The following is a 25,647-nucleotide window of genomic DNA, read 5'->3' as shown; positions in this document are numbered from 1 at the left end:
CGCTCAGGAAGCTTCGATAATCGGATTGGCCCGGCAGCGTTTCGGCCGCCGTGCCAGAACTCATCAGTTCGCAAGCCTACATCCCGAGAGAAGCCTTGTAGAGCTTGATCTGGTTGTCACGACCGATCTGGTCGGTCAGTTTCTCCCAGGCGGCGGCGATGGCGTCGGCGCCTGCCTGCGCGGTATTCTGGCCGGCGAAGACCTTGGCCAGCTCGTCCTCGGCGATCGAATAATACTGGAAGATGCCGGGGATGCGCGGCTCGATCGCCGCGTTCGGGTGGTTGTAGCTGTCCGATTCCGACTTCAGATAGGACGAGATGAACGCCTCGTCATAGCCTGCCTCGACCCATTCCGGGATGTTGAAGTGAGAGTTGCGGTAGGGCTGGAAGCCGGACGGATACATCGATGTCCAGATGGACAAGTCCTTGCCGCCAAGATGCGCCGCGGCTGACCAGGCAGCCTTGTGCTTCTTCTCGTCGCCATCAACCCGCGCCATGACGTAGACGCCCCAGCCGAGATAGGCGCAGTTCGGAGCGAAGTTGGGGCCGCTGGCCAGTTTTTCCCACGCGCCGGTCTTGGAATTGTAGACGTCGTCGGAGCCCGGCAGGATCGAAAATCCGGTCAGATCGCCGACCACCGAACTATCGCTGGTCTTGACGTTGGAACCGACGTCGCCCCACCAGACCACCATCGAGCCGGTGCCGGCCAGGAACTGCTGGAATGCAGTCGTGTTCGGGTCGGCGTTGATCTGGTCTGACGGCTCGAAGGGCAAGGCGTCGACGACATCCTGGATGGCGCGGACCCAGCCGGGATTGTTGATGCGAGGCTTCATCGTATCGGCGTCGAACAGCCAGGCCTTGTCGTCAGGGTGTTTCACATAGGCGGTGGCGCGGCTGCCAAGGAAGTAGAAGCCGAAGCCGCCCCATGGCTTGGGCGCGTCGAGATAGCCGAACACATCCTGCCCACCGGCCTTCTTGCCCTTGAGGAACTTGGTCGTGGCCTGTACCTGCTGCCAGGTCGTGGGCACGCCCCATTCGGCAAGGCCGGCCTTGTCGCCGCCGTCGGCTTTCCACGCTTCCGCGAGCCCCGCATCCGAAAACACGTCGGTGCGATAGTTGAAATTGTGCGCATCGCCGTCGACCGTGACGCGATACTGCTTGCCGTCCCAGGTGCCGACCGGCGGCTTGAGGTAGCTGACCAGATCGTCGAATTCGATCTGGGTCTTGACCCAATCGGGCATTTCCGACGTGAGCCCCTTGCCGCAGACATCGCCTTCGAAGGGCGCGCCCATTTCGATGAGATCGAAATCGACGGTGCCGGTGGCGACCGACTGCTGCAGGCGCGCATTGTAATCGGCCTGGGCCAGATCGATCCAATTGATCTTGGCGCCGGTATAAGCTTCCCATGGCTTCAAGAAGCCACGAAACAGAACGTTGTGAAGGTTCTGGTTGTTCAGGCCCATGAATGTCAGTTCGACGCCGGCGAATTCGCCTTCCTTGATGCTGGCCTTGGTCGCTCCGAGGCACATCTCGCCGACTTTCTGGAAATCGGCATCGGTCGGCTGCCCCTTGCCGACACCGGGGATTTGAAGAATCTGCTTGCGCAGCGCTTCGTCGGCCGAAGCCGGCCGGGTGAACATGCCCAGCCCGGTACCGGACGCCGTTGCAAGAGCCGCGACACTGGCTGCGCCCTTGAGCACGTCACGACGGGTAGCACCCGCCGCCAAGAGTTGGTTGTAAATTCCTGCTTTCATATTGGTCCTCCCAGACACGATCCCGATACACGAAGCCAGCACTGCTGGATGACGGCGCACTGATCGCGCCTTCCCGTACATTGGAACGGCGATGCCTCGCATCGCTCGACGCCCTATGTTCGGGCAGTCCTGCAGGTAACCTGATTGGCGAGCGGTACTATTCTCGTAACCGGGAGCCGTGTCAACGAGCTCAGCTTTTTATCTATAAGAGACTGTCTTGCTATCTGTAAGACCGTCTTGCCCTCGCCGTTTCCGTTGGTTAGCTTCGCTGGAAAAATGGCTCCTAGGGCCGGAAGAGGGCAAATGGCTCAGGTCGCGATCACCAATGTGGGTAAGGCGTTTGGGCCGGTAAAGGTCCTGCACGATGTCAGCGTGGACATCGCCGATGGACAATTCGTGGTTCTGGTCGGCCCGTCGGGTTGTGGAAAATCCACCTTGCTGCGGATGGTTGCCGGTCTTGAAACGGTGTCCGGCGGCACGATCGCCATCGGCGAGCGGGTGGTCAACAACCTGCCGCCGGCCAAGCGCGATATTGCCATGGTGTTCCAGAATTACGCGCTCTACCCACACAAGACGGTCGAGCAGAACATGGCCTTCTCGCTGAAGTTGAAGAAGACGGACCCGAAAATCGTTTCCGAACGGGTGACCCAGGCGGCCGATATTCTCGACCTCGCGCCCTATCTCAAGCGCTATCCCCGGCAGTTGTCCGGCGGCCAGCGCCAACGTGTCGCCATGGGCCGCGCCATCGTGCGCAATCCGCAGGTTTTCCTGTTCGATGAACCGCTTTCCAACCTCGACGCGAAACTGCGCGTTCAGATGCGCAAGGAAATCAAGGAACTCCACCAGCGGCTGAGGACGACTACGATCTACGTCACCCACGATCAGATCGAGGCGATGACCATGGCCGACAAGATTGTCGTCATGCGCGACGGCCGTATCGAGCAGGTCGGCGCACCGCTCGACCTCTTCGATCGCCCGGCCAATCTGTTTGTCGCCGGTTTCATCGGCTCCCCCTCGATGAACCTGCTGAAGGGGGTACTTCGGGCCGGCGCGAATCCCGTGGTGGACATCGGCGGCGTAGCCTTTCCGATTCCGCCAAGCAGAAGCTTGGAAGACGGACGCAGCGTCATCTACGGCATCAGGCCCGAGTATCTCGAAATCCACCCGGACGGTGTGGAGGCGCGCGTCTCGGTGGTCGAGCCGACCGGCTCGGAAACGCTGGTCTTCCTGCGGTTTGGCGATAACGAGATCGTCGCCCTGTTTCGCGAACGCCAGGACTTCACGCTGGGCGATACGCTTCGCCTTAAACCGCGGATGGACAAGGTCCATCTTTTCGATGCGGATAGCGGCCAGCGTATCTGATTTTACCGCGGAACGGGGATTTGGGGACAAAAGAATGCTCAAAGGGATCAGCCCGCTGCTCAATGCCGATGTGCTTCACGCTCTGCGGGCGATGGGGCATGGCGACGATCTCATCATCGCCGACACCAATTTCCCCTCCGATTCGACCGCGCGGCAGACGCGGCTCGGCAAGCTACTACGCATCGACAACGTCACCGCCGCCGAGGCGATTGAAGCCATCCTGTCACTCTATCCGCTCGATACTTTTGTCGACGATGCCGCCGCGCGCATGGAAATTGTCGGCCATCCGGACGACGTTCCACCCGTCCAGCAGGAGGTTCAGCAGGTGGTGGACAAGGCCGAAGGGCGGTCGCTGCCGCTGGTTCCGGTTGAACGCTACGCTTTTTATGAGCGCGCCAAGCAGGCCTATTGCGTGATCCAGACGGGCGAGCGCCGCTTCTACGGGTGCTTTGCCTTCCGCAAGGGCGTCGTCGCGCCGGACGCCGAGTAGCGCCATGGTCAAGGCCAATCCAATCATCATCCTTGGCGTCTTCGTCGCCGACACCGCGTACCGGGCTTCCCGGCAACCGAGGATGGGCGAGACGATCCTTGGAACCTCCTTCTCGCTCGGCCCGGGCGGCAAAGGCTCCAACCAGGCCGTTGCGGCCGGCAGGCTTGGCGCGGACGTCACTTTTCTCACGCGCCTCGGCGTCGATGCCTTCGCCGACCTCGCCAGGAAAACATGGACGCAGGCCGGCGTCATCAGCGCCGCCATCGACACGCCCGACAGCTATACCGGGGCTGCCTATATTTTCGTGGAAGAAGCTACCGGCAACAATGCCATCATCGTCAGCCCCGGTGCCGCCTCGCTCATATCGCCAGCCGACATCGACGCCGCCGCCGGCCTGATCCGCTCGGCCGGCGTGTTCGTCACCCAGCTCGAACAGCCCATCGACGCGGCCCTGCGCGCGCTGGAAATAGCCCGTATCGCGAAGGTGATGACGATCCTCAACCCAGCGCCGGCAGCCTCACTTCCGGAGCGTATTTACGGGCTTTGCGATTACATGACGCCCAACGAGACCGAGGCCGAGGAACTGACCGGTGTGAAGGTTTTTTCGATTGACGACGCCCGCCGCGCCGCCGCCGTCCTGCTCGCCAAGGGCGTGGGGACCGCGATCATCACCCTTGGCGACAAGGGCGCGCTGCTGCACACACAGCACGGCTCGCATCATGTGACGGCCTTCGATGCCGGGCCGGTCGCGGAAACCACCGGCGCGGGCGACGCCTTCAACGGTGGATTGGCCGTCGCGCTGTCGCGGGGCGTCGCGCCACTCGAAGCGGTCCGGTTCGCATCGGCGGTCGCCGGCATTTCGGTGACGCGGCCGGGCACCGCTCCCTCCATGCCGACGCTTGGCGAGGTCGAGGCGCTGCTCGCCAAAGCGTGAGATTTTGGTCTCGGCGTGTCGGCGACAGACGTCTACCGGTGCTGGAATTGCGTCAGCGTTTCCGGGAACATCTGCGCGGAAAAGCCCGGCAGGGATGGCGCCTTGTAGGCCGCATTTTCAATGATGCATGGGTCCATGAAATGCTCATGGAGGTGGTCTACATATTCGATCACCCTGCCGTCCATCATGCCGGAAACCGCGACGAAATCGATCATGGAAAGGTGCTGCACATATTCGCAAAGCCCGACGCCGCCCGCGTGGGGCCAAACCGGCAATCCATATTTGGCCGCGATCAACAGCACTGACAGCACCTCGTTCAGCCCTCCCATCCGGCAGGCGTCGATCTGAACGATATCGATGGCGCCTTCCGCGATGAACTGCTTGAAGATGATACGGTTCTGGCACATTTCGCCTGTCGCCACCTTTACCGGCGAAACGGCCTGACGAATCTTGCGGTGCCCGGCGATATCGTCCGGGCTGGTCGGTTCCTCGATGAAAAGCGGCTTGCAAAAAGCCAGCCTGTTTACCCACTCGATGGCCTCGTCCACCTCCCATACCTGGTTGGCGTCGATCATCAGATGGCGATCCGGGCCGAGCACTTCGCGCGCGATCGTCAGGCGCCGAATGTCGTCGTCCAGGTTCGCGCCCACCTTCATCTTCACATGGTTGAAACCGGCGTCGACGGCCTCCCGGCACAGTCTGCGAAGCTTGTCGTCGGAGTAGCCCAGCCAGCCGGCCGATGTCGTGTAGCAGGGATACCCTTTTTCCTGCAGGGTCCGGATACGATCCTGCTTGCCCTCCGAAGCCTTCTCGAGAATCCGAAGCGCTTCATCCGGCGTCAGTACGTCGGTCAAATAGCGGAAGTCGACGATCATGAGTATCTCCTCTGGCTCCATGTCGGCGACCAGCCGCCAGACAGGCTTTTGTGCCTGCTTGGCCAGAAGGTCCCACACGGCGTTAACGACCGCGCCGGTGGCAAGATGGATCGCGCCCTTGTCCGGCCCTATCCAGCGCAACTGGCTGTCGCCCGTCAGGTTACGCCAGAACCGGCCGGGTTCCTTGCGGATCGCGTCGATATCGAGGCCAACCACAAGGTGCCGCAAGGCTTCGATGGCGGCGCAAACCACCTCGTTTCCGCGTCCGATCGTGAAGGTGAAACCGTGCCCTTCGAGACCCACCACATCGGTCTTGAGGATGACATAGGCCGCCGAATAGTCCGGGTCGGGGTTCATCGCATCCGACCCGTCCAGTTGTCTGGAGGTCGGGAAACGGAGATCGAAAACGTTGATGTCGGTTATCCTGCGCATTTTCTGTCTCTCCTGACTGAATAACGGTCGACGATGATGAACCTCAAAGCCCCGGGTTAATCCTCCTGGAAGCTAAGTGGATGAGGCATGTAACCGACAAAGCCCACGATTTTCCACCGCCCTGCTACCCTCGTGCAGAAATACAGCGTTTGCCATTTGAGCTGTTCAACTGCGCCGCCCGGCTTTGCGATCGTCCCATGGAACTTCTTGTGTAGAACCGCACTGTCGCCATCGACGTCGATATCGCGCATGTTGGTGACCCGAAACAGCGCGGCACGCAAAGGCTCCGCGAACTCAGTCGAAGCGGTTTCTCGGGCCTGTCGCAGCCATTCGTTGCGATAGGCATCCACCGAAGGGAACTGCAGCCGCCAGGAATCCGGGTTGTTCAGGAAATGGGCGTGCATCCCGAAAAAACCCGGGGTCACGAAATCGCCCTGAACCATCGACCAGTCCTGCGCGAGGAAGGCGTCCACGTCGCGCCGCACCAGCATTTCCCACAGTTCATGGCGGTCGGCATCGCCGGGCGGAAACGGATTTCTGTCAAATATCATCTTGGCCTCTCCCCGTGATGAAATGTTCCGATTGGTCGAGCCGTTCCGTCCCCTGAACAGCCTAGTCCAGCGCCTTGACCTTACCCGGAAATCAATTCCAGAAACGGCAGATTGCCGGCCAGCAAGCCGGCATCGACATTCAAGGTGGTGCCGGTAATGCCACTGGCGAAGGGTGAGGCGAGGAACGCCGCCGCCCGCGCCACCTCCACCGGCTCCACCAGCCTGCCCAGCGGATAAAGCTTGCTCACCGCAGCCAGAATGCCCGGCTCCTGCGCGATGCGGTGATCCCAGGCGCCGGTCCTGATAGAACCGGGGACCACGACATTGGCGCGGACACCGTTTCGGCCCTCTTCCGTCGCCACCGCCCGCATCCATGCGTTAAGCGCCGCCTTGGCGGCGGAATAGGCCGGGTTCCCGCAATGGATGAAGGCATTGACCGACGAGATGAAGACGAAGGCCGTGCCTTCCGGCTGGCTGCGCATCGCGGGAAGAAATGCCTGCGTCAGCAATGCCGCACTGCGGAAGTTGATGTTCATTTCATGGTCAAGCACGTCGGTCGAAACGCCCGCCAGCGTCTCGGCGCGGGTCCAGCCGGCATTGGAGATGACGGCGGCCGGCACGGCCTCCGTGCAGACCTGATCGGCAAACGCGGCGATGGCGCGGTCGTCGAGCAGGTCGAAATGATGCGCCTGCGCAATCTCCGGCCTTGCCAGATCGCTTCCCTCGACATCGCAGGCGACGACCCTGACGCCGAGTTCGAACAGCACCCCGACCAGCGCGCTGCCGACGCCGCCGCCGGCACCCGTCACCACCACCGTGCGACCCTTGAAATCGATCATGCAGCGTCCGCCTGTGCAGCACTTTACGTCCGAAAGCCTAGGCTTCATGGAACAATCGTTGAAGGTGGAACGCAAGATGCCGGTCGCTTTGTAAGAAAGCAACATGGCTTCCAAAAATAATGTTGCTTTCCAACAAAAGCTGCACGAGGATCGCAACCATGCACGACGACAAGGTGACACATGCGCTATGACCTTCTTGTGAAAGGCGGACGGGTCATCGACCCAGCGTCCGGACTGGATGCGGAGCGCGATGTCGCCGTTGGCGACGGCAAGATCGTAGCTATCGAAGCGGACCTGCCGGCCGCGAATGCTGCCCGCGTGGTCGAGGCCTCCAGCTGTCTGGTGACGCCTGGTCTGATCGACCTGCACAGCCATGTCTATTGGGGTGGAACCTCGCTCGGCGTCGATGCCGACCGGCTCGCGGCCAAGAGCGGCACGACGACCTTCATCGACGCGGGCAGCGCCGGCGCCGGCAATTTTCTCGGCTTCCGTCGCCACGTCATGGAGCGCTCCAGGGTCCGCATCCTTGCCTATGTCAACATTTCCTTTGCCGGCATTTTCGGCTTTTCCCATACCGTCATGGTCGGTGAATGCGGCGATCTCAACCTGTGCAATCCGCGCGAGGTGGTGGCGATCGTGCGCGAACATGCGGACGTGATCGTTGGCGTAAAGGTGAGGTCCGGCCGTATCGCCGGCGGCACCAGCGGCATCGCGCCGGTCGACATCGCGCTGGAGGCCGCCGATGCGGTAAGCCTGCCGCTGATGACGCATATCGACGAGCCGCCGCCGGGCCGCTCGCAGGTTCTGCCGCGCCTGCGCAAGGGCGATGTGCTGACGCATTGCTTCCGGCCTTTTCCCAACGCGCCGATGTTCGCCTCGGGCACGGTGCGGCCCGACATGCGGCTGGCGCGCGAGCGCGGCGTCATCTTCGACATCGGCCACGGCATGGGGTCGTTCGATTTCGAGGTGGCGCGCGCCATGCTGAAGGAAGGGCTGACGCCCGATGTTATCTCCAGCGACGTCCACCTCTATTGTGTCGATGGCCCTTCCTTCGACATGCTGGTCTGCATGTCGAAGCTGCAGGCGCTGGGCATGCCGCTGCTGGACGTCTTGCGCGCCGCCACGCAAAAGCCGGCCGACGTGATCGGCCGCGAGGACCTTGGCCGGCTTGCGGTCGGCCTGCCGGCCGATATCGCGGTGCTTCGCGAGCGTTCCGGCCGCTTCACCTTCATCGATTCACGCGGAACGGCCATGGTCGCCGACCAGCGGTTGGTCAGTGACGGCATCGTTGCAGGCGGAACATGGTGGCCGAACGAGGACGACAATGCGGAGGAGACGGAGCATTTCCAGCCGTCTCGCCAATGCACGCATGTCGATCTCGCCACGCGTTACTTCGCGAGAAAGCCGCAGCAGCAATAAGTGCCTGCGGAGGCCGCAGGCCTACCTCACTTCGGCGCAGCGTAGACAGGCGTTGGAATTCCTTCCATCCGGGCCTTGATCTGCATCGCCACGAACTTCGAGTAGAAGCGCGACAGCGCCAGATTGCCGCCCTGAAACCACAGCGCTTCTTGTGCGGTCGGCTTCCACATGTTACGCGGCTCACCGTGCCATGGGCCGGGATCGCCGCGCACGCCGGAGCCGAGGCCCCAGCACGGCCCGATCCTGTCCGCCGCTTCTCGCGACACGACCGTGGCGACCGTCTCGTGCATGGATTGGTAGCCGGTGCAGGCGATGACGGCATCGACGGCAAGTTCCCTGCCGTCCTCGAACAGGATGCCGTCCGGGGTGAGCGACTTGATGCCGACCCCGCTTACCACCCCGATCTTGCCGTCGATGATCAGGTCCGAGGCACCGACATCGATATAATAGCCAGCCCCGGTGCGAAGTGCCTTCATCATCAGGCCGGTCTCGTCGTCGCCGAAATCGATGGCAAAACCCGCACCGGAAAGGCGGTCGTAGAAATCGGCGTCGCGCGCCCTGATCCGGTCATAGAGTCGCTTCTGGCCTTCCGGCATCAGCGCGAAAGGCACGGAGGCCGCCATCATGTCCGCCTTTTCGGTGGTGATGCCCCGCGCCAGCGCATCTTCCGAATAGGTGTCGAATGCCAGATTCATCAAGGTGCCGGATTTCACCACCGTCGTCGGCGAGCGCTGGATCATGGTGACGTTTGCGCCGCTCTCCCACAGGTCGACGCTGACGTCGTGGCCGGAACTCGCTGCGCCGATGACCGCGCAGGCCTTGCCGCGAAAACGCGACCCATCGAAATACCGGCTGGAGTGCAGCAATTCGCCCTTGAAGACGTCGGCGCCCGGCAGGTCGATCATCCTGGGCGGGCCATAGGCTCCGGTGGCGAAGACCAGTTGCCTGGGCTTGAGCGTGACGCGCTCGCCATCGCGGTCCACCTCGACGGTCCAGGTCTTTTCCGCCTCGTCATAGGAGGCGCTAGCGCAGGTGCTGGAGGTCCAGTAGTTGAGTTCCATCACGCGCGTGTACATTTCAAGCCAGTCACCCATCTTGTCCTTGGGCGTGAACACCGGCCAGTGCTCCGGGAACGGGACGTAAGGCAGGTGATCGTACCAGACCGGGTCGTGCAGCACGAGCGAACGGTAGCGGTTGCGCCATGAATCGCCGGCGCGGGCGTTTTTCTCCAAGATGATCGTGGGCACGCCGAGTTGGCGCAGCCGCGCGCCCAGCACGATGCCACCTTGGCCGCCGCCGATAATCACGCAATAGGGTTGGGTTTCAGTGCCGAGTTCCTGCGTTTCGCGCCGCCGTGCCTCGGACCAGGTCTCGCGGTCGGGGTCGGCCACGTGCTTGACGCCCAGCGGGCGCTTCGGCCCGCTGCGTTCCTCGAACCCTTTAAGCTCGGTCATGGCCGTGAACAGGGTCCGGCATTTGCCGTCGCGCAAACGGATCGCCCCTTGCCCGCGCACCGCAGCCGTCTCGAAGGTGAACCACGCCTCCACGCAGCCGTCTTCGTCCGTTGCCGCTTCCCCGGAAAGGTGCCAGCCGTCCGGCCGGCCCGTCGCCAGCGTCGCATCGAGCATGTCCCGGATCGCGTCGCGACCCTCCATGGTCTTGATGTTCCAGGTGAAGGCGAGGAGGTCGCGCCAATAGCAACCTTCGAGGAAGAGGCCCGCCGCCGCGCTGGAATCGCGCGCCTCCAGCGCCTGTGCCAAGGAACAGAGCCAAGCGGCTGCCTGTTTCGAAGGTGCGGTCACGAGCATTGATCTTCCCTGTTGCATGCGCGGCCTTTCCGGGCGGGGCGCTTGGCGCGCTTCGGTCTCAGTCGCCCAGCGGTTCCATTTCCTTGCCGGTGCGATGGATCTGGACATTGTATTTGATCCGGCGAAGCGTTTCGCGGGCGGATGGGCCAAGCGCGTAGCCGGTCGCCACCGCCATCAGGTCGATCACCGCCAGGAACGCGAAGCGCGACGCCGTCGGCTTCAGCGTGTCGGGGTATTCGGCAACCGCGACCGTCAGCGCGACATCGCTGACCCGCACCAGATCGGTATCGGGCGCGGTCAGACAGATCGCGCCCGCCCGGTAATGCTTGGCGATCTCGACGGCCTCGATGACTTCGCGTGTCCGCCCCGTCGCCGAGATGGCGATGACCAGATCGGTTGGCTTCAGGGCCGAAGCGGTCATGCGCATTACGTAAGGGTCGCAGTGCGCGCTCACCGTGATGCCGTACCGGAACAGCCTGTACTGAATCTCCTGCGCCAGTGCCGAAGCGCTGCCGCCGAGGCCGAACACCACCACCTGCCGTGCCTTGGCGATGAGGTCGGCCGCTTTCTGCACCTGTACCGGGTCCAGTTGGCGTTCGGCTTCCTGCAGTGCGCGCCGCGCCTCACCGAAAACGGCGCTCCAGCAAGGCACGCCATTGGCGGCGTCCGCCGTAGGCTCACTGCTGAGATAGAGCGCGCCCACGACCAGGCTCTGCGCGAGCTTCAGCTTGAAATCGCGTACGCCCGCGCAGCCGATCGTGCGGCAGAAACGGGTTACCGTCGGTTCGCTGACCCCCGCGCGCTGCGCCAGCACCGCATTCGACGCATCGACCGAAAACTGCACATTCTCTAGCACCACGTCGGCGACGGCCCGCTCCGCCGGGCTGAGATTGCTATAGCTGTCCTTGATCAGCGAAATGATGTCGGGGATGCGCGGCGCATCGTTCTGCATCCCGGCATCGGCCCGGGATGAAACGGCGCGCGCACTGCCGGTCGCCTGGTTCGGGGCGGGCGCTTTCGTCCTCTTTGCTCGCAGGTCGTCGTTTCGAGCCATGCCGGTCCGCTCCTTGCGGCGGGTTCATCCGACCAGCCGTCACCGTGAGTATGTAGGAAAGCAACACGTTCTTCAAGGGTCATTAATATATGTATATTCAATTAGATAAGACAAATTATCGTATGCAGGTTACGCCAATCCGTTGCCTCGCTTGACAGCTAAGTAGGATAGTTACAAACTCGTCTGGCAAAGAGACGACCTTGATGGTCACGGCGCAATCTCCGAGGGACGAATGAACGCGGGCCACGCATCCATCCCGAAGCTAGCCGTGCGGGCGGCGACCAAGGCCTATCACACGGCTTCCGGCGATCTGCTGGCCTTGGACGGTTGCAGCATCGATATCCATGCCAACCAGATCGTCTCGATCGTCGGCCCTTCCGGGTGCGGCAAGACCACTTTGTTGTGGGCGATGTCGGGTCTTCACCGCCTGTCCAGCGGCGAGATCACCCTCGACGGCACGCCGGTTACCGGCCCCCGCCCCGAAATCGGCCTCGTCTTCCAGGAAGCCAACCTGCTGCCTTGGCGCAACCTGGACGCCAACATAAATTTCCCGTTCGAGATCAAGGGGCTGAAGCCTGACCGCGAATGGATAGGCCACCTGCTCGAGCGGGTCGGCCTCGAAGGGTTCGGCGGTAAGTTCCCGCGCGAGCTTTCCGGTGGCATGCAGCAGCGCGCCGCGATCGTGCGCGCGCTTTCGCTCAAGCCGTCGGTCTTGCTGATGGACGAGCCGTTCGGCGCGCTCGACAGCTTTACCCGCGAGGAGATGAACCGGCTGGTCGAGGAGATCTGGCTCGATAGGCCGACCACCATCGTGTTCATCACCCACAGCATCGAAGAAGCGATCTTCCTGTCCGACCGGGTTGTCGTCATGAGCGCACGACCGGGGCGCGTGGCCAAGGAATATGCCGTGCCGTTTCCCCGCCCGCGCTTGCTGGAAATCATGGCGACCAGAGAAGTCTTCGACCTCCATAATGCGATCAAGATGGATATCATCGGCGCGCGGGTCGTCCAGACACCCGCCGCCTTCAGACCTGCCGCGACCGCCAGTTGAGGATGTGAGCCGTGAGCGACGTAATCCCTGAATTCTCCAAGGGCGGCGATGGGCAAAAGGTCAGCCTGACCAATCTGTCTGCATTTTCCAGCGGACCGGGGATTCGCTCGGGTGCCGAGATATTGGCCATCATCCTGGTCGCGGTTGTCGTGATTGGCGGGGTCGAACTGTCGCTGCGCTACTTCGAAGTTCCGCACTACATCATGCCGCCGCCGAGCGCGATCGTGGTCGCGCTGGTCACCGAGTTCCCGCTGATCCTGCCGCATCTCGGCTATACCCTGGTGGAGCTGTTTGGGGGCTTTTCCATCGGCGCCGTTGTCGGCCTGTTTCTGGCCGCGGTCATCACCCAGTTCCCCTTCGCCGAGAAGATCGTTGCGCCCTATATCCTGCTGCTGGTGACGACGCCGATGCTGGCGCTGGTGCCGTTGCTCATCCTGCGCTTCGGTTTCGGCTACGAACCGCGCATCATCGCCGTGGCGCTTGCGGCCGGACCGATGGTGATGATCAACGCGGCCACCGGTTTCCGGCGCGTCGACAGCGCCAAGATCGCGCTGGCGCGCTCCTATGGCGCCAGCACGTTGCAGATATTTTGGAAGATACGCGCGCCGATGGCTCTGCCGATGATCCTCGTCGGCCTGATGATCGGCGCCATCTTCGGCCTGCTGACGGCGGTCGGTGCGGAAATGGTTGGCGGCGGTTTCGGCCTCGGAAACCGGCTGACCACCTATTCCTCGATGATCCAGATGCCGCAGTTTTTCGCCGTCGTGCTGGTGCTGTCGACGCTTGGCATCCTGATCTACGTCCTGTTCTTCCTGATCGGGAAGAAATGGGCGAGCTGGGAGGCCTGACCAACGGCGCGACCGCATCGCGCGGGTAACAAGAAGACCACAATCGTCAATTCGGGAGGATAAAATGACGAAAGCTAGCCTGACACCGACCTGCATCGGCGCCGGAATGAGCCGCCGCTACTTCCTGCAGGTTACCGCCAGCGGCCTTGTGACGGCGACCGCGCTGGGCTCTGGCCTTGGCCGGGCGCAGGCCGCCCCTTATGAGAAATTCACCTGGATTTCGCCGCGCGGCACGCTCGAAGTGCTCGACGACTATCCCTATTGGGCAGCCAAGAAGGCCGGTTATTTCGACGGCCTCGAAACCGACATGCAGCCCGGCCCGTCCGATGGCACCGCCACGGTGAAATTCGTCGATGTCGGCCAGGCCGACATGGGGTTTCCCTCGCCCGGCGTCTTTTCCTTCGCCATCCAGAACGGCATGAGGCTCAAGTCCATCTTCCACATGGGCGCGCGCGACACCTTCGGCTTCGCGTTCCGCAAGGGAGAGGGCTCCAACGACCTCAAGAAGCTGGAAGGCAAGACCATCCTGCTTGGCTCGGCCGCATGGCAGGCGATCACCGATCCGCTGCTTGCCTCGCAGGGCGTCGACATCAAGAAGGTCAAATATGTCGAGGCCGGCTGGCCGACCTGGGGCACCGCACTCGCCAGCGGACAGGGCGACGCAGCCCTTTCATGGGAGGGATTGCGGGCCGAATGGATCGCCAAGAAGCTGGATTTCGAATATTGGCTGGGCGTCCAGCATTCGAAGTTCCCGGCCAACACCTTCGTGGTTCGCGCGGCGGACCTGGAAGACCCGGACCGCAAGGCGTTCCTGGAAAAGTATCTGCGCGGCTGGGCGATGGGCCTTGAATTCGGCTACCAGAACCCGCGCGCGGCGGTGGAAGCGGTGTTCGAGCAGTTCCCGACGCTGGCTTCCAACCTGGGGCCGGAGCTTGGCACCACCTCGATCCTGCAGCAGGTCAACGTCTTCCGTGGCGACATGGAAAAGCGTGGCGGCTGGGGCTGGCACGACATGGAAAGCTGGCAGGCCTTCTTCGACGAGATCCACAAGATCGGCCAGATCACCGCACCGGTTAAAGCAGAAGACGTGGTGAGCAACGACCTGATCGCCGGCGCCAACGATTTCGACAAGGCCAAGGTCAAGGCCGACGCGGACGGCGTCAAGCTGTCCGAGGGCTTTGCCGCGCTCGATGTCGACACCATCAAGGCGCATCTGTTCGACTCGGCGATCTGAGATCGAAAGACGACGCTCAAGGGCCTGCGGGCGGCGGTTTCGCTGCCGTCCGCAAGCCGCGATACAACGGGTGATGGAGAGGGCATATGTCCGATAAAGTAAGGGTTCTGGTCATCGGCCTCGGCAATATGGGCGCGTCGCATGCCAGCGCCTATCACCGGCTCGACGGCTTCGAGATCGTCGGCATCATGAGCCGTTCGATCAAATCGAAGAAGGTACCGGCCGAGCTTGCCGGCTATCCGCTCTTTGAGGACTTCAACGCCGCGCTCAGAGAGGCGAAGCCGGATGCCGTGTCGATCAACTCATGGCCCAACACCCATGTCGAATACGCGCTGAAATCATTCGCGGCCGGCTGCCATGTCTTCATGGAAAAGCCGATCGCCACCACCGTCGAAGACGCCGAAAAGGTCGTGGCAGCGGCGAAGACAAGCAATCGCAAGCTGCTACTGGGCTACATCCTGCGCGTCCACCCCTCGTGGATCAAATTCATCGAGGTAGGCAAGACGCTCGGCAAGCCGTTGGTCATGCGCCTCAACCTCAACCAGCAATCGAGCGGGACGGCTTGGCAATGGCACAAGAACCTGATCGATTCGCTGATCCCGATCGTTGATTGCGGTGTTCACTATGTCGATGTCATGTGCCAGCTGACCGGCGCGAAACCGGTCCGCGTGCACGGCATCGGCGCCAAGCTGTGGGCGGACGCGGCTAAACAGAATTACGGGCATCTGCATGTGACCTTCGATGACGGCTCGGTCGGCTGGTACGAAGCAGGCTGGGGGCCGATGATGAGCGAAACCGCCTATTTTGTGAAGGATGTGGTCGGGCCGAAGGGCGCCGTCTCCATCGTCGCCGGACAGTCGGAAAGTGCCGGCAAGGAGACGGAGGAAGTGTCCGATTCCGCCGATATCGACCGCCATACCAAGACCGACGCCATCAAGATTCACTACGCGGCGGTCGATGCCGACAAGAATTTCTCCAAGCCCGACGAGATATTCTCGATGCAGGACGAGCCTGGCCATCAGGAGCTTTGCGACCGCGAGCAGGAGTATTTTCTGCGCGCCATCCGCGAGGACTTGGACCTGACGGACTCGATGGCCGCCGCCGTCGACAGCCTGCGCATCGTGCTGGCTGCGGAACAGAGCATTCAAGAAGGCAGGGCCATCGATTTGGCCTGAAACCGGAGTGACGTCGAGTCTGGGCAGGCTCACCGCGACGGCAGCAGGAACATCAAGGGGGAAGACATGGCGATAACCGACAGCTTGCTGAACACCTATGCGGAGTCCGACGCGCTCGGCCTCGCCGGGCTGGTGCGGCGAGGCGAAGTTTCGCCCGCCGAACTGGTGGCGTGCGCGGTCACGCTGATCGAGCGGTTGAACCCCGAACTCAACGCCGTGATCCACAAGCTCTACGACATGGGCCGCGAAGGGGCCGCGACCGTGGATCGCAACGCGCCGTTCGCCGGTGTTCCGTTCCTGCTCAAGGAGCTTGCGTCGTCCTGGAAAGGCGCGCCGCTCACCAATTCGTCGTGCTACCTCAAGGACCTCACCGCGCCCGGTGACTCGGAACTGTCGCGGCGCGTCAGGGCGGCCGGGCTGCTCCTCGTCGGCAAGTCGAACGCGCCGGAAAACGGTTGGTCGATCAGCACCGAGCCGAAGCTCTATGGCGCGACCAAAAACCCGTGGAAGGACGACATCACCGCCGGCGGATCGAGCGGCGGCACGGCGGCGGCGGTCGCGTCCCGCATGGTGCCGATCGGCGAGGCCAGCGACGGCGCCGGCTCCATCCGCGTGCCCGCTTCCTGCTGCGGCATCGTCGGCCTGAAGCCGTCGCGCGGACGCATCACCCTCGCGCCCTTTGGCGACTATTGGTATGGCGGCGCCTATTTCTTCGCCTGCACCCGCACCGTGCGCGACACTGCCGCCTATCTGGACGGTGTCGCCGGCGGCATGCCCGGCGACACCTACACGCCCCCCGTGCCGGACGGCACCTGGCTAGAGCTTTCGTCGCACGCGCCGAAGAAGCTTCGCATCGGTTTCACGGTCACACCGCCGAACGGCGCGTCCATCGACCCGCAGGTGAAGGCCGCCGTGCTGGCCACGGTCAGGACGTTCGAAAGCCTGGGGCACCATGTTGAGGAGCACGATATGCCGTTCGACGGCGAAGCCGCGTGGAAGACCTATACCAACATGACTTGTGTGCAGACGGCGGCCATGTTCGACCAATTGGCGCCGGTGGTGGGGCACGCCGTGACCCCCGACGATGTCGAGCCGGTTACCTGGGCCATCATCGAGCGCGGCCGATCCACCAGCGGCATGGACCATGCCACGGATGTGGAGAGGCTTCGCGTGCTTGGCCGTGAGGTCACGACCGATCTTGTCCCCTACGACCTGTTCGTCACGCCGACGCTGACACAGTTGCCTCGCCCGATGGGCTATTACGACATGTCGATGACGGACATCGACGCCTACAATGCCAAGTGGACGGATTCGATGTTCGCCTTCCCCTTCAACTTCTCCGGGCAGCCGGCGATCTCGCTTCCGCTGGCGTGGACAAACGACGATATCCCGATCGGGGTGCAGCTTGTCGGCCGCTACGGCGACGAGGCAACAGTCCTTGCCGCCTCAGCACAACTGGAACAGGCGATGCCTTGGAAGGACCGCCGGCCAACGATCAGCGCCTAGGATCGACATCACCAAAACTCCAACGCCGCCAGGGAGTTTGGCTTACTGTCGCGACGCTGGGTTTTATCGAGTGAACCCTCGTTAATATTAACCGCTGCCAGCGGCTCGCAGAAGGCTGAAACTTGCATCACCAGCGCTGAGGCGTGGCTCTTCGGAGCCTCGAATTGCATTTTTCCGCGACGTCTCGAAAGATGGAAACGGCGTCTATGTCATAACTCTCAATTCGCTCAGCGGCCTATTCGTCTTCAGCTAAGCCGACAACCGGTCCGCAAACGGATCAAGCTTGCTGGGTCGATCAGGAACCTTGAACTTCGGCTCCACGCTGCCCAAGCGAAGGTATTTGCGGATGATATTCCGAGACAGGCCAGTCATGCGGCAAATCTCCCGGATCGATAAATGCTCTCGAAAATGCCAGCGTCGGATCACGCTCAATAACGCCATGTCGATCCACTCCGTAGCCCCCGCTGAAAAACCGCAGGGCAGGATTCAAACATGGGTCAATTCTCGATGGAAATATCCTGTGTTGCCGTCAATTCTCAGTGGAAATCAACAACCAGTCGACATTCAGGACATGGAGCCATATCCCCTTCGGGACGCGGCGAATTTCGCACTGAGTTCGTTGAAAAGCCCTTGTGGTGGTCGACACCACAGCGGTCTTTTCGCCTGCTTAGGCGTGAAACTCGGCTCGCGCCACGCTCACATCGTAATGTCGATTGGTCCTAGAAGGAAAGGCGCTGGGTAGCTTTTCTATTACTGCGGGCAATGTCGCGCCGGATTTTCGCGATAACCTTTCTTCAGCCGAGGTCCATCCCCTTCGGCGTCTTGAACTCAAGCTACCGCGATCGCCTCGATTTCGATCAGCCAGACCGGATCGTAGATGCCGGTGATGATTGTCGACAGTGCCGGCCGGCACTCCCCGAGCACCTCCATACGTACTTTTGCATTGACGTCGCGGTGCTCGTAACCGGCAAGGAAGACGGTTGCCTTGACCAGATTGTCGAGGCTCATGTCCGCAGCGTAGATCTGGGCCGTGACATTGGCCCAGGCTTGGCGCGCTTGGGCCTCGAAATTACCGGGCACACAGCCGTCGCGGTCGGCGGGCACCTGGCCGCTGACATAGAGCGTGCGGGCAGCGCCTGAAACTTCCACGGCTTGGGAATAGCGGCGCGCCGTCGTGTCCGGCGCGTCGGGGGCGTTGATGGTTCGCCGGGTAAGGTTAGGCATCATATCGTCTCTCCGTGCTTGTCGGACCCGGCCGATATGGCCTGGACGTTCGACGCGGCGATGCCGCTTTGAGGTGCACGCACATGGCAGGCGGCCTGCTGGTCGTCGCCGACGACGACCAGAGGCGGCGGCACCTCCCGGCATATCGGCTGCGCCAGCGGGCAGCGGGTGACGAAGGCGCAGCCTTTCGGCGGATTGGATGGGCTCGGCAGGTCGCCCTTCAGCACGATGCGACGTCGGTTGCGCTGGGCAGCCGGGTTGGGCAGCGGCACGGCGCTGAGCAGGGCCTCCGTATAGGGATGGATCGGCGTGGCGAAAACGTCCCCGGCATTTCCGGTCTCGGCGATATGGCCGAGATACATGACGAAGACGCGGTCGGCGAAGTGGCGCACCACCGAAAGATCGTGGCTGATGAAAAGATAGGATAGGTGCAGGCGCTGCTGCAGGTCGAGCAGAAGATTGAGGATCTGCGAGCGGATCGACACGTCGAGCGCCGAGACCGGTTCATCGAGGATCAGCAACTTCGGGTTGAGCGCCAGTGCGCGGGCGATGACGATGCGCTGGCGCTGGCCGCCGGAAAAAGCGTTCGGCCGGCGCGCCGCATGGCCGGGTTGCAGGCCGACCAGTTTCAGCAACTCGCCGACGCGCTCCTTGCGTTGCCTCGCATTGCCGACGCCATGGATGGCGAGCGGTTCGGCGATGCTTTCGCCCACTGTCAGCTTCGGATTGAGCGCTGAGACGGGATCCTGGAAGACGATCTGGACATCACGGGAAAGGGCGCGCAGCGACCCGGCCGCGCCGTGGACGATCGGCTTGCCCTCGAAGCTGATCGTACCGCTGGTCGGGCGCTGCATGCCGAGGATCGCCGCGCCAAGCGTCGACTTGCCGCAGCCGGATTCGCCGACCAGCGCCACGCTCTGGCCGACGGCGATGTCGAGATCGACGCCATCGACTGCCTTGATCCAGCCGACGGGGCGGCCGAGCAGGCCGCCCCGGATGGGGAAATGCACCTTGAGACCACGCACGGCGAGCAGCGTTTCGCTCACAGCATCGCTCCCACCTTGTCGCTGTGCCAGCAGGCGGCGGCGCCGGCATCGGCGCGCGGAGCCAAGGGTGGCTGACGCTCGACGCATTGCCGGTCGGCCAAGGGACAGCGCGGATTGAAGCGACAGCCGGCGGGCCACTCGCCGATGTCCGGCACCGTACCCTCGATCGTCGGCAGCACCGTCTTGGGCGTGCCGTCGAGACGCGGGATGGTGGACAAAAGCAAACGCGCATAGGGATGCTCCTGGCGCGAGAAAATGGCATCGACCGGCGCTTCCTCAATGATGCGGCCTGCATACATCACCGCGACGCGGTCGGCCATGTCGGCCACCACGCCCATGTCGTGCGTAATCAACAGGATGGTGGTGCCGGTGGTGTCGCGCATCCGCTTCATTAATTCCAGGATCTGCGCCTGGATGGTGACATCAAGCGCGGTGGTCGGCTCGTCTGCGATCAAGAGCTTCGGCCGGCAGATCAGCGCCATGGCGATCATGGCGCGCTGGCACATGCCGCCCGAAAGCTCGAACGGATATTGCTCGAAGCGTAGCGCCGGCTCCGGAATACCGACCTCCTCCAGCATGGCGATGGCAGCGCGACGCGTCTCGGCGGAATCAAGATTCCTGTGAACGATCAGGCTCTCCTCGATCTGGCGGCCGACCTTCATCAGCGGGTTCAGCGAGGCGACCGGCTCCTGAAAGATCATGGCTATGTCGTCGCCGCGCAACTGGCGGCGCTTGCTTTGCGCCAGTGTCCTGAGGTCGACATCGCCTAGCCTAATGCTACCGGATTCAAGCTTGGCCACCTCGGGGAGCAGGCCCATGACGGCGAAGGCGGTCATCGACTTGCCACAGCCGGATTCGCCTACGACCGACAGGATCTCGCCCTTGGCGACATGGAAGCTGACGCCGTCGACGACCGGCTGGCCGTGGATGGTGACTTTCAGATCCTCGACGGTGAGGACATTTCTGCTCATGCGCCCTCGACCCCGACTGCCGCCCAAGGGTGGTTGGGATGCGCCATGCCGACATTTTCGCCGTCGACACGCAGCACCGCCGACGGCACCGAGAAATTCACCGGGTAGAGCGTATCCTCGACGATCTCGAAGGGAAACTCCTCCGCCAACCGTGTCGCCACATCCGGCCTTGCTAGCCGGTTGACGCGGATGGTGACGCCGCTGGCGTCGATGCGTGGCACATGCAGCGCGTCCTCCAGCGCCATGCCAAATACCGCAAGGTAGGACAGGATCTGCACCAGCGCCGGCATGATCTGGCGTCCGCCGGCGGCGCCGAGGGCCAGGTGCGGCTTGCCGCCGACGGTGGCTACGAACGGACACATATTGGCAAGCGGACGCACGCCGGGCGCGATCGAATTGGGCTGGTTCGGCCTGGGATCGAACCACATCACGCCGTTGTTGAGCAGAAAGCCGGTCGACGGCAGCACCACCTTCGAGCCGAAGCGCGACAGAAGCGTATTGGTGAGCGCGACCATCGTGCCGGCGCGATCGACCACGCTTATATGGGTCGTACAGCTTTCGCCGCTGGCATGGCCGAGCGTGCGCAAGCGCTTTTCGGAGGCGCGGCGGATGGCGCGGGCGAAGGCGAGCGCGGTCTGGCCGGAGAGCCCGTCGCCGCCCGGCTTCAGGGTCTTGTCCAGTTCGGAGAGTGCATCGACCATCGTCGGCCCGCCCGAGAGGCCGGGCATCGTGTGGATGCGCAGGCCGTGATAGTCGGTTTCGAGTGGCTTGCACCAACGGGGCGCATAGTCGCGCATTTCGTCCGCCGTGATCGCCGAACCGCCTTCGCGGAGCTCGGCGACGATGAGGCTGGCGGTCTCTCCTTCATAGAAGTCGTGCGCGCCGGCGCGGGCGAGACGTTCCAGTGTCGCCGCCTTGCGCAGCATTGGCAAGGTCGCCCGCGCCCCGCGTTCGGGCACGCGTGGGGCGCGGCCGTCCTTGAGGAAAAGCTCTGACGATGCAGGGAAGCGACCGAGCCCCTCAGCATCAATGGCCAGGCACAGCACTGTGTACCAGTCGAGCACGAGGCCGCTCCTTGCGTGCTCGATCGCCGGTTGCAGGGCTTCCGCGAAACTGATCGTGCCGAAGCGCTCAAGTGCTGCCGCCAGGCCCGCAATGGTGCCGGGAACGCAGATCGAGCCGTAGCCGATCAGATTGTGGTCGCCCTCGACGGAGGGCCAGTCGAACCAGTCGCCGTCGCGGCCGGCGATGACCGGATAGTCGGCCGGGTCGAGGCGGCGCGGCGAAGTGACGTTGAAGTCGAGTGCGTCGACTGCGCCCGTCTCGGCATCAGCCCTGAGCATGAAGCCGCCGCCGCCGATCCCCGACAGCCACGGCTCGACCACGCTCAGCGTGAGCGCGGTGGTGACCGCGGCGTCGACGGCATTGCCGCCGCGCGCCAGCGCAGTCGCCCCCGCTTCTGCGGCGAGCCAGTTCTGGCAGGCGACCAAGCCCTTGTCGGTCCGCCGTTCGAGCTTGTGTACTTTCCAGTGCTCACCCATGGGCCTGTCCAAACCTGCGCGGGCCGATGGGCTCCGGCACAGCGCCTTCGACGCTGAAACGGCCGCAGTTCGATGAATTCCTGTGGTGGTGGGCGATCTCGGCGCCGGTCGCCACCCAAGCCGAGCCTTCTTCGGCGATGGCGTCGAGTAATTTCTCCAGCAGCGCGATGCGCTGGGCGCGGCCGGAGATCCAGTCGTGCACGGTTAGCGTGAACAGCCCGCCGAAGCGGTGGAGTGTGCGCCATTCCGAAAGCCAGTCCTCCAGCACGGCATGGCCGGACTGCAACGGCCACTTGTCGCGCCCGCCGCCTTCGAACTTGAAGAAGATGGCGTCGTCGGTCGCCCACTGGACGGGAATCTCCGTCACGCCGTCTATGTCATAGGGGTGGTCGAAGCCGGAGAGCGAGGAGTCATAGGCAAGGCCGAGACGCTTGACTTCGCGCAGCATGTGCGGCGTCATTTCCCAGGCTGGCGAGCGGAAGCCGACGGGCCGTACGCCGCTTTGCCTGACGAAAAGGTCGAGGCTCGCCTCCAATGCGCCGGTGAATTCCTGGTCGGAAACATCCGCGACGATCTCATGGAAATAGCCGTGCAGGCCGATCTCGTGGCCACCGTCGACAATCGCAGGCAGGATTTCCGGCCAGGTTTCGGCGACAAAGCCGGGAACGTAGAAGCTAGCCTTGAAGCCGTATCGCGCGAAAAGATCGAGCAGGCGATAAAGGCCGGTGCGTGGGCCGAAGCGGCGGATCTCGACGCCGCCGAGTCGTTCGGGAACGGCGTCGCGTAGCGACCACAGGAACGGCGAATGCGCGTCGACATCGACGGACAGAAGCGCCGCCGAGCGTTTTTCTCCCGGCCATTCGTAGGCGGGCCACGGCGATGCCACCGCGCTTTTATTCTCTGGAGACCCAGTCATGTTGTTTTCCTGTCCACCCTCGTTCGTCGCGCCGCCGCTCACAGCGCTTTCTTCTTCGCCTGGAACACGGCCAGCGAGCCGATCGAATTGCCTCCGTCGACGGTCAGCGTCGAGCCTGTGACGTAGCCGCCGGCTTCCGAGGCGACGTAGAGCACCGCGTTCGCCACGTCCTTCGGAGAGGTGGGGCGGCCGAGCGGGATCGTCGAGGTGACGGTGTTGACATGCTCGTCGGAGAGGGGGCTGACGTCGCTGCCGGCTATGAAGCCAGGCTCCACCGCGTTCACCCGGATGCCGTATTCCGCGAGTTCAAGCGCAAAACCCTTGGTCAGACGGTCGAGCGCCGTCTTCGACACGCAATAGGGGACCACAGTGGTGCGCATTTTGCGCGACGCGCCCGACGATATGTTGACGATCGAGCCGCCCTTGCCGCCCTTGATCATCTGCAGGGCGAAAAGCCGCGAGAGGATGAAAGGCGCGCGCAGGTTTACGCCCATGATGGCGTCCCAGTCCTCGACGTTGATGTCGAGCAAGAAGCCGGATGGATAGATGCCGGCATTGTTGACGACGATGTCGGGCGCGCCCCAGTGTTTCTTGACGTCGGCGGCGAAGGTGGAAAGCGCTTCTGCGTCCATCAGGTCTGCGGCGAGATGAAAGCTGCCGTCCGAGGCACCCAACTTTTTGTGCAGAGTGGAGAGTTTTGCTTCGTCGCGGTCGGTCAGGCACAGAAGCGCGCCGTGGTCGCGGAAGGCCTCGGCGATCCAGCCGCCGATGATGCCGCAGGCTCCAGTGACGACGACCTTTTTGCCGGCGAATTCATTTTCGAAATTCATGAGACGCTACCTTGAACGTGGATCGAGACGGTCACGCGTGAAATCGCCGATCAGGTTGATGGAGAGGACGAGAAGAAAGAGGGCGAGGCCCGGAATGGTGGCGATCCACCAAGCGGTTGCGACATAGTTGCGGCCGACGGAGAGCATCGCGCCCCAACTCGCTGTAGGGGGCTGCACCCCGAGGCCGAGGAAGGACAGGCCGGCCTCGAACAGCACCATGAGGCCGAATTCCAGCGTGGCGACGACGATGAGCGGCCCGCTGATGTTGGGCAGAATGTGGCGCCCGAGCAGGCGAGGCCAGCGGGCGCCCATGAAGCGCGACAGGCGCACATAAGGCATGTTGGCGACCGAAAGCGTCTGGCCATAGGCGACGCGCGCGTAGCGCGGCCAGCGGGTGAAGGCCAGGACGACGACGACGGTGTAGAGGCTCGGCCCGACCACCGCGACGGTGATGATGGCGAGCAGGATGGCGGGGATCGACAGCACGATGTCGACGACGCGCATGATGATGATCTCGATCCAACCGCGATAGAAGGCGGCGACCATGCCGAGCAGGCTGCCGAAAATGCCGGAGAGGATGACCGAGGCGAAGGCGACCGAGAGCGAGACGCGCGCGCCGTAGATGACGCGGCTCAGCACGTCGCGGCCCAGTTCGTCCGAGCCGAGCAGGTAGACGACGCCGCGCGCGACATGCCCCGGCGGCTTCAGCCGAGCGAGTAGATTCTGCTGGTTGGGGTTGAGTGGCGCGAAGAAGGGGGCGAATACCGCCATCGCAACGAGTATCGCCAGGATGATCGCGAAAGGAACGATCGGCCAGGGGATGCGCCTGGGGGCGATGGAAGTCTCAGTCATGCCGCATCCCCGCCGACGCGGATGCGCGGATCGATCAGGCTGTAGAGCAGGTCCGCAATCAGGTTGAGAACGATGGCGGCGACGGCGCCGAGCAGGACCACGCCCTGCACGACGAGGAAGTCGCGCGCGTTGATCGCCTGTACGGTAAGCTGCCCGAGGCCCGGCCAAGCGAACACCGTCTCGGTGATGACGGCGCCGGCGAGCAAATTGGCGATTTCCAGCGCACCGACCGATACGATCGGGATCGAGGCGTTGCGCAGCAGATGGCGCATGACGATACGGCGCATCGGCAGGCCTTTGGCGTGGCCGGTGCGCACATAGTCCTTCTCCAATTCGTCGAGCACGGCGGTGCGCGAAACGCGTGCGAATGTTGCCATAGACAGCATGCCGAGCGTGATCGAAGGCATGATCAGGCTCGCCGGCTCGCGCGCGCCGGACGGCGGCAACCAGCCCAGCCAGACGGCGAAGAAGAGGATCATCAGGATGGCGCTCCAGAAGGTCGGCATGGACTGGCAGGCCAGCACCAGCGCCATCATTGGCCTGGCCTCTGGCTTGTCTCGCCGCACCGCCATCAGCACGCCCAGAGGTATGCCGATGCCGAAGGCCACCACCAGCGCGCCGCCGGCCAGCATCAGCGTGTAGGGCAGGCGGCTCCAGATCAGCGTGGTGACGTCGATGTTTTGAACGAAGGATCGGCCGAGATCGAAGGAGAGCAGGTTGCGCATGAAGTCGAGATACTGGACGACCAGCGGCCGATCGAAGCCCAGCGAATGGCGCAGGGTGTCGATGTCGGCCTGGGTCGCATTCTGTGGAACCAGCAACAGGGTCGGGTCACCCGAAAGACGCTGCAGGAAGAAGATCAGCGTGATGACCCCCAGCACCGCGATGACGGCCTGGAGGATCCGTTTCAGGAAAAACGCCGACACCAGTTGCGTT

General features: G+C 63.1%; 23 protein-coding genes and 1 pseudogene. 9 read left to right on the top strand and 15 right to left on the bottom strand.

Translation table 11 applies throughout. The annotated features are described in order from the left end of the window. Positions 1 to 76: 76 nt before the first annotated feature. Complete coding sequence (locus ACX3P0_RS18745; protein ID WP_459090812.1) at positions 77 to 1,753, bottom strand: ABC transporter substrate-binding protein; 1,677 nt, start codon at positions 1,751 to 1,753, stop codon at positions 77 to 79. Between the two features lie 303 nt (positions 1,754 to 2,056). Between ACX3P0_RS18745 and ACX3P0_RS18740 the strand changes: the two genes are divergently transcribed. Genes ACX3P0_RS18740 through ACX3P0_RS18730 form a run of 3 tightly spaced genes read left to right on the top strand, consistent with a single transcriptional unit; the run spans position 2,057 to position 4,539 of the window. Further along, positions 2,057 to 3,115, top strand: a complete 1,059-nt coding sequence (locus tag ACX3P0_RS18740; RefSeq protein ID WP_459090810.1) for an ABC transporter ATP-binding protein — start codon at positions 2,057 to 2,059, stop codon at positions 3,113 to 3,115. A gap of 34 nt (positions 3,116 to 3,149) precedes the next feature. Then, positions 3,150 to 3,605, top strand: a complete 456-nt coding sequence (locus ACX3P0_RS18735) for an RbsD/FucU family protein (RefSeq protein WP_459090808.1) — start codon at positions 3,150 to 3,152, stop codon at positions 3,603 to 3,605. Between the two features lie 4 nt (positions 3,606 to 3,609). Continuing rightward, positions 3,610 to 4,539 carry a ribokinase gene (locus tag ACX3P0_RS18730; RefSeq protein WP_459090806.1) on the top strand — a complete coding sequence of 310 codons (930 nt, stop codon included), beginning with the start codon at positions 3,610 to 3,612 and terminating at the stop codon, positions 4,537 to 4,539. 32 nt (positions 4,540 to 4,571) lie between these two features. Here the strand turns inward: ACX3P0_RS18730 and ACX3P0_RS18725 are convergent, their stop codons facing one another. From ACX3P0_RS18725 to ACX3P0_RS18715, 3 genes are all read right to left on the bottom strand, one after another. Beyond that, entirely contained in the window at positions 4,572 to 5,846 is a 1,275-nt protein-coding gene (locus ACX3P0_RS18725; protein WP_459090804.1) for an L-fuconate dehydratase, read from the bottom strand. A gap of 56 nt (positions 5,847 to 5,902) precedes the next feature. Next, positions 5,903 to 6,397: a hypothetical protein gene (locus tag ACX3P0_RS18720; RefSeq protein WP_459090802.1), complete on the bottom strand. Its 495-nt coding sequence runs from the start codon at positions 6,395 to 6,397 to the stop codon at positions 5,903 to 5,905. 80 nt (positions 6,398 to 6,477) lie between these two features. Further along, positions 6,478 to 7,236 carry an SDR family NAD(P)-dependent oxidoreductase gene (locus ACX3P0_RS18715; RefSeq protein WP_459090800.1) on the bottom strand — a complete coding sequence of 253 codons (759 nt, stop codon included), beginning with the start codon at positions 7,234 to 7,236 and terminating at the stop codon, positions 6,478 to 6,480. A gap of 180 nt (positions 7,237 to 7,416) precedes the next feature. Here ACX3P0_RS18715 and ACX3P0_RS18710 point away from each other — a divergent pair, with 180 nt between their 5' ends. After that, on the top strand, positions 7,417 to 8,655 hold the full coding sequence (locus ACX3P0_RS18710) for an amidohydrolase/deacetylase family metallohydrolase (RefSeq protein ID WP_459090798.1): 1,239 nt from the start codon (positions 7,417 to 7,419) through the stop codon (positions 8,653 to 8,655). Positions 8,656 to 8,681: 26 nt separating this feature from the next. Here ACX3P0_RS18710 and ACX3P0_RS18705 read toward each other — a convergent pair whose 3' ends face one another. After that, positions 8,682 to 10,463, bottom strand: a complete 1,782-nt coding sequence (locus tag ACX3P0_RS18705) for an NAD(P)-binding domain-containing protein (protein WP_459090796.1) — start codon at positions 10,461 to 10,463, stop codon at positions 8,682 to 8,684. A 58-nt stretch (positions 10,464 to 10,521) separates the two neighbouring features. After that, complete coding sequence (locus ACX3P0_RS18700; protein ID WP_459090945.1) at positions 10,522 to 11,415, bottom strand: MurR/RpiR family transcriptional regulator; 894 nt, start codon at positions 11,413 to 11,415, stop codon at positions 10,522 to 10,524. Positions 11,416 to 11,749: 334 nt separating this feature from the next. On the opposite strand from ACX3P0_RS18700, the gene ACX3P0_RS18695 reads away from it, so the two are divergent. The 5 genes from ACX3P0_RS18695 to ACX3P0_RS18675 all read left to right on the top strand — a co-directional run bounded on the left by ACX3P0_RS18695 (position 11,750) and on the right by ACX3P0_RS18675 (position 17,331). Further along, on the top strand, positions 11,750 to 12,568 hold the full coding sequence (locus tag ACX3P0_RS18695; RefSeq protein WP_459090794.1) for an ABC transporter ATP-binding protein: 819 nt from the start codon (positions 11,750 to 11,752) through the stop codon (positions 12,566 to 12,568). An 11-nt stretch (positions 12,569 to 12,579) separates the two neighbouring features. Then, entirely contained in the window at positions 12,580 to 13,416 is an 837-nt protein-coding gene (locus tag ACX3P0_RS18690; protein WP_459090792.1) for an ABC transporter permease, read from the top strand. A 64-nt stretch (positions 13,417 to 13,480) separates the two neighbouring features. Then, positions 13,481 to 14,650, top strand: a complete 1,170-nt coding sequence (locus ACX3P0_RS18685; RefSeq protein ID WP_459090790.1) for an ABC transporter substrate-binding protein — start codon at positions 13,481 to 13,483, stop codon at positions 14,648 to 14,650. Between the two features lie 86 nt (positions 14,651 to 14,736). After that, on the top strand, positions 14,737 to 15,825 hold the full coding sequence (locus ACX3P0_RS18680) for a Gfo/Idh/MocA family protein (RefSeq protein ID WP_459090788.1): 1,089 nt from the start codon (positions 14,737 to 14,739) through the stop codon (positions 15,823 to 15,825). Between the two features lie 66 nt (positions 15,826 to 15,891). Next, complete coding sequence (locus ACX3P0_RS18675) at positions 15,892 to 17,331, top strand: amidase (protein WP_459090786.1); 1,440 nt, start codon at positions 15,892 to 15,894, stop codon at positions 17,329 to 17,331. Positions 17,332 to 17,586: 255 nt separating this feature from the next. On the opposite strand, the pseudogene ACX3P0_RS18670 reads toward ACX3P0_RS18675, so the two are convergent. From ACX3P0_RS18670 to ACX3P0_RS18630, 9 genes and pseudogenes are all read right to left on the bottom strand, one after another. After that, positions 17,587 to 17,772: pseudogene (locus tag ACX3P0_RS18670) on the bottom strand (IS21 family transposase); the annotation flags it as partial. Positions 17,773 to 18,159: 387 nt separating this feature from the next. Then, positions 18,160 to 18,558, bottom strand: a complete 399-nt coding sequence (locus ACX3P0_RS18665) for a RidA family protein (protein WP_459090784.1) — start codon at positions 18,556 to 18,558, stop codon at positions 18,160 to 18,162. Beyond that, positions 18,555 to 19,601, bottom strand: a complete 1,047-nt coding sequence (locus tag ACX3P0_RS18660; RefSeq protein WP_459090782.1) for an ABC transporter ATP-binding protein — start codon at positions 19,599 to 19,601, stop codon at positions 18,555 to 18,557. Before ACX3P0_RS18660 ends, ACX3P0_RS18665 begins: the two co-directional genes overlap by 4 nt. Further along, the gene (locus tag ACX3P0_RS18655) at positions 19,598 to 20,572 is read right to left on the bottom strand and encodes an ABC transporter ATP-binding protein (protein WP_459090780.1); all 975 of its coding nucleotides are present in this window, start codon (positions 20,570 to 20,572) and stop codon (positions 19,598 to 19,600) included. Before ACX3P0_RS18655 ends, ACX3P0_RS18660 begins: the two co-directional genes overlap by 4 nt. Then, positions 20,569 to 22,113 (bottom strand): gamma-glutamyltransferase family protein, encoded by a 1,545-nt coding sequence (locus ACX3P0_RS18650; protein WP_459090778.1) that lies wholly within the window; start codon positions 22,111 to 22,113, stop codon positions 20,569 to 20,571. Before ACX3P0_RS18650 ends, ACX3P0_RS18655 begins: the two co-directional genes overlap by 4 nt. Beyond that, a complete protein-coding gene (locus ACX3P0_RS18645) occupies positions 22,106 to 23,029 on the bottom strand; it encodes a polysaccharide deacetylase family protein (protein ID WP_459090776.1) in 924 nt (307 codons plus the stop codon). The genes ACX3P0_RS18650 and ACX3P0_RS18645 overlap by 8 nt, the downstream gene beginning before the upstream one ends. A gap of 38 nt (positions 23,030 to 23,067) precedes the next feature. Next, positions 23,068 to 23,859: an SDR family NAD(P)-dependent oxidoreductase gene (locus tag ACX3P0_RS18640; protein ID WP_459090774.1), complete on the bottom strand. Its 792-nt coding sequence runs from the start codon at positions 23,857 to 23,859 to the stop codon at positions 23,068 to 23,070. 6 nt (positions 23,860 to 23,865) lie between these two features. Beyond that, positions 23,866 to 24,711, bottom strand: a complete 846-nt coding sequence (locus tag ACX3P0_RS18635) for an ABC transporter permease (RefSeq protein ID WP_459090772.1) — start codon at positions 24,709 to 24,711, stop codon at positions 23,866 to 23,868. After that, positions 24,708 to 25,637, bottom strand: coding sequence for an ABC transporter permease (locus tag ACX3P0_RS18630; RefSeq protein WP_459090770.1), 930 nt, complete (start codon positions 25,635 to 25,637; stop codon positions 24,708 to 24,710). The genes ACX3P0_RS18635 and ACX3P0_RS18630 overlap by 4 nt, the downstream gene beginning before the upstream one ends. Positions 25,638 to 25,647: the final 10 nt, after the last annotated feature.

Source organism: Mesorhizobium sp. A556, assembly GCF_054489545.1.
The sequence above is the reverse complement of the archived record's forward strand: the minus strand, read 5'-3'. Positions and strand labels throughout refer to the sequence as shown.

Bases quoted from the DNA above. Each gene is read 5' to 3' on its own strand.
- ACX3P0_RS18745 (WP_459090812.1), bottom strand. From the start codon at position 1,753: ATGAAAGCAGGAATTTACAACCAACTCTTGGCGGCGGGTGCTACCCGT.
- ACX3P0_RS18740 (WP_459090810.1), top strand. From the start codon at position 2,057: ATGGCTCAGGTCGCGATCACCAATGTGGGTAAGGCGTTTGGGCCGGTA.
- ACX3P0_RS18735 (WP_459090808.1), top strand. From the start codon at position 3,150: ATGCTCAAAGGGATCAGCCCGCTGCTCAATGCCGATGTGCTTCACGCT.
- ACX3P0_RS18730 (WP_459090806.1), top strand. From the start codon at position 3,610: ATGGTCAAGGCCAATCCAATCATCATCCTTGGCGTCTTCGTCGCCGAC.
- ACX3P0_RS18725 (WP_459090804.1), bottom strand. From the start codon at position 5,846: ATGCGCAGGATAACCGACATCAACGTTTTCGATCTCCGTTTCCCGACC.
- ACX3P0_RS18720 (WP_459090802.1), bottom strand. From the start codon at position 6,397: ATGATATTTGACAGAAATCCGTTTCCGCCCGGCGATGCCGACCGCCAT.
- ACX3P0_RS18715 (WP_459090800.1), bottom strand. From the start codon at position 7,236: ATGATCGATTTCAAGGGTCGCACGGTGGTGGTGACGGGTGCCGGCGGC.
- ACX3P0_RS18710 (WP_459090798.1), top strand. From the start codon at position 7,417: ATGCGCTATGACCTTCTTGTGAAAGGCGGACGGGTCATCGACCCAGCG.
- ACX3P0_RS18705 (WP_459090796.1), bottom strand. From the start codon at position 10,463: ATGCTCGTGACCGCACCTTCGAAACAGGCAGCCGCTTGGCTCTGTTCC.
- ACX3P0_RS18700 (WP_459090945.1), bottom strand. From the start codon at position 11,415: ATGCAGAACGATGCGCCGCGCATCCCCGACATCATTTCGCTGATCAAG.
- ACX3P0_RS18695 (WP_459090794.1), top strand. From the start codon at position 11,750: ATGAACGCGGGCCACGCATCCATCCCGAAGCTAGCCGTGCGGGCGGCG.
- ACX3P0_RS18685 (WP_459090790.1), top strand. From the start codon at position 13,481: ATGACGAAAGCTAGCCTGACACCGACCTGCATCGGCGCCGGAATGAGC.
- ACX3P0_RS18680 (WP_459090788.1), top strand. From the start codon at position 14,737: ATGTCCGATAAAGTAAGGGTTCTGGTCATCGGCCTCGGCAATATGGGC.
- ACX3P0_RS18675 (WP_459090786.1), top strand. From the start codon at position 15,892: ATGGCGATAACCGACAGCTTGCTGAACACCTATGCGGAGTCCGACGCG.
- ACX3P0_RS18665 (WP_459090784.1), bottom strand. From the start codon at position 18,558: ATGATGCCTAACCTTACCCGGCGAACCATCAACGCCCCCGACGCGCCG.
- ACX3P0_RS18655 (WP_459090780.1), bottom strand. From the start codon at position 20,572: ATGAGCAGAAATGTCCTCACCGTCGAGGATCTGAAAGTCACCATCCAC.
- ACX3P0_RS18650 (WP_459090778.1), bottom strand. From the start codon at position 22,113: ATGGGTGAGCACTGGAAAGTACACAAGCTCGAACGGCGGACCGACAAG.
- ACX3P0_RS18645 (WP_459090776.1), bottom strand. From the start codon at position 23,029: ATGACTGGGTCTCCAGAGAATAAAAGCGCGGTGGCATCGCCGTGGCCC.
- ACX3P0_RS18640 (WP_459090774.1), bottom strand. From the start codon at position 23,859: ATGAATTTCGAAAATGAATTCGCCGGCAAAAAGGTCGTCGTCACTGGA.
- ACX3P0_RS18635 (WP_459090772.1), bottom strand. From the start codon at position 24,711: ATGACTGAGACTTCCATCGCCCCCAGGCGCATCCCCTGGCCGATCGTT.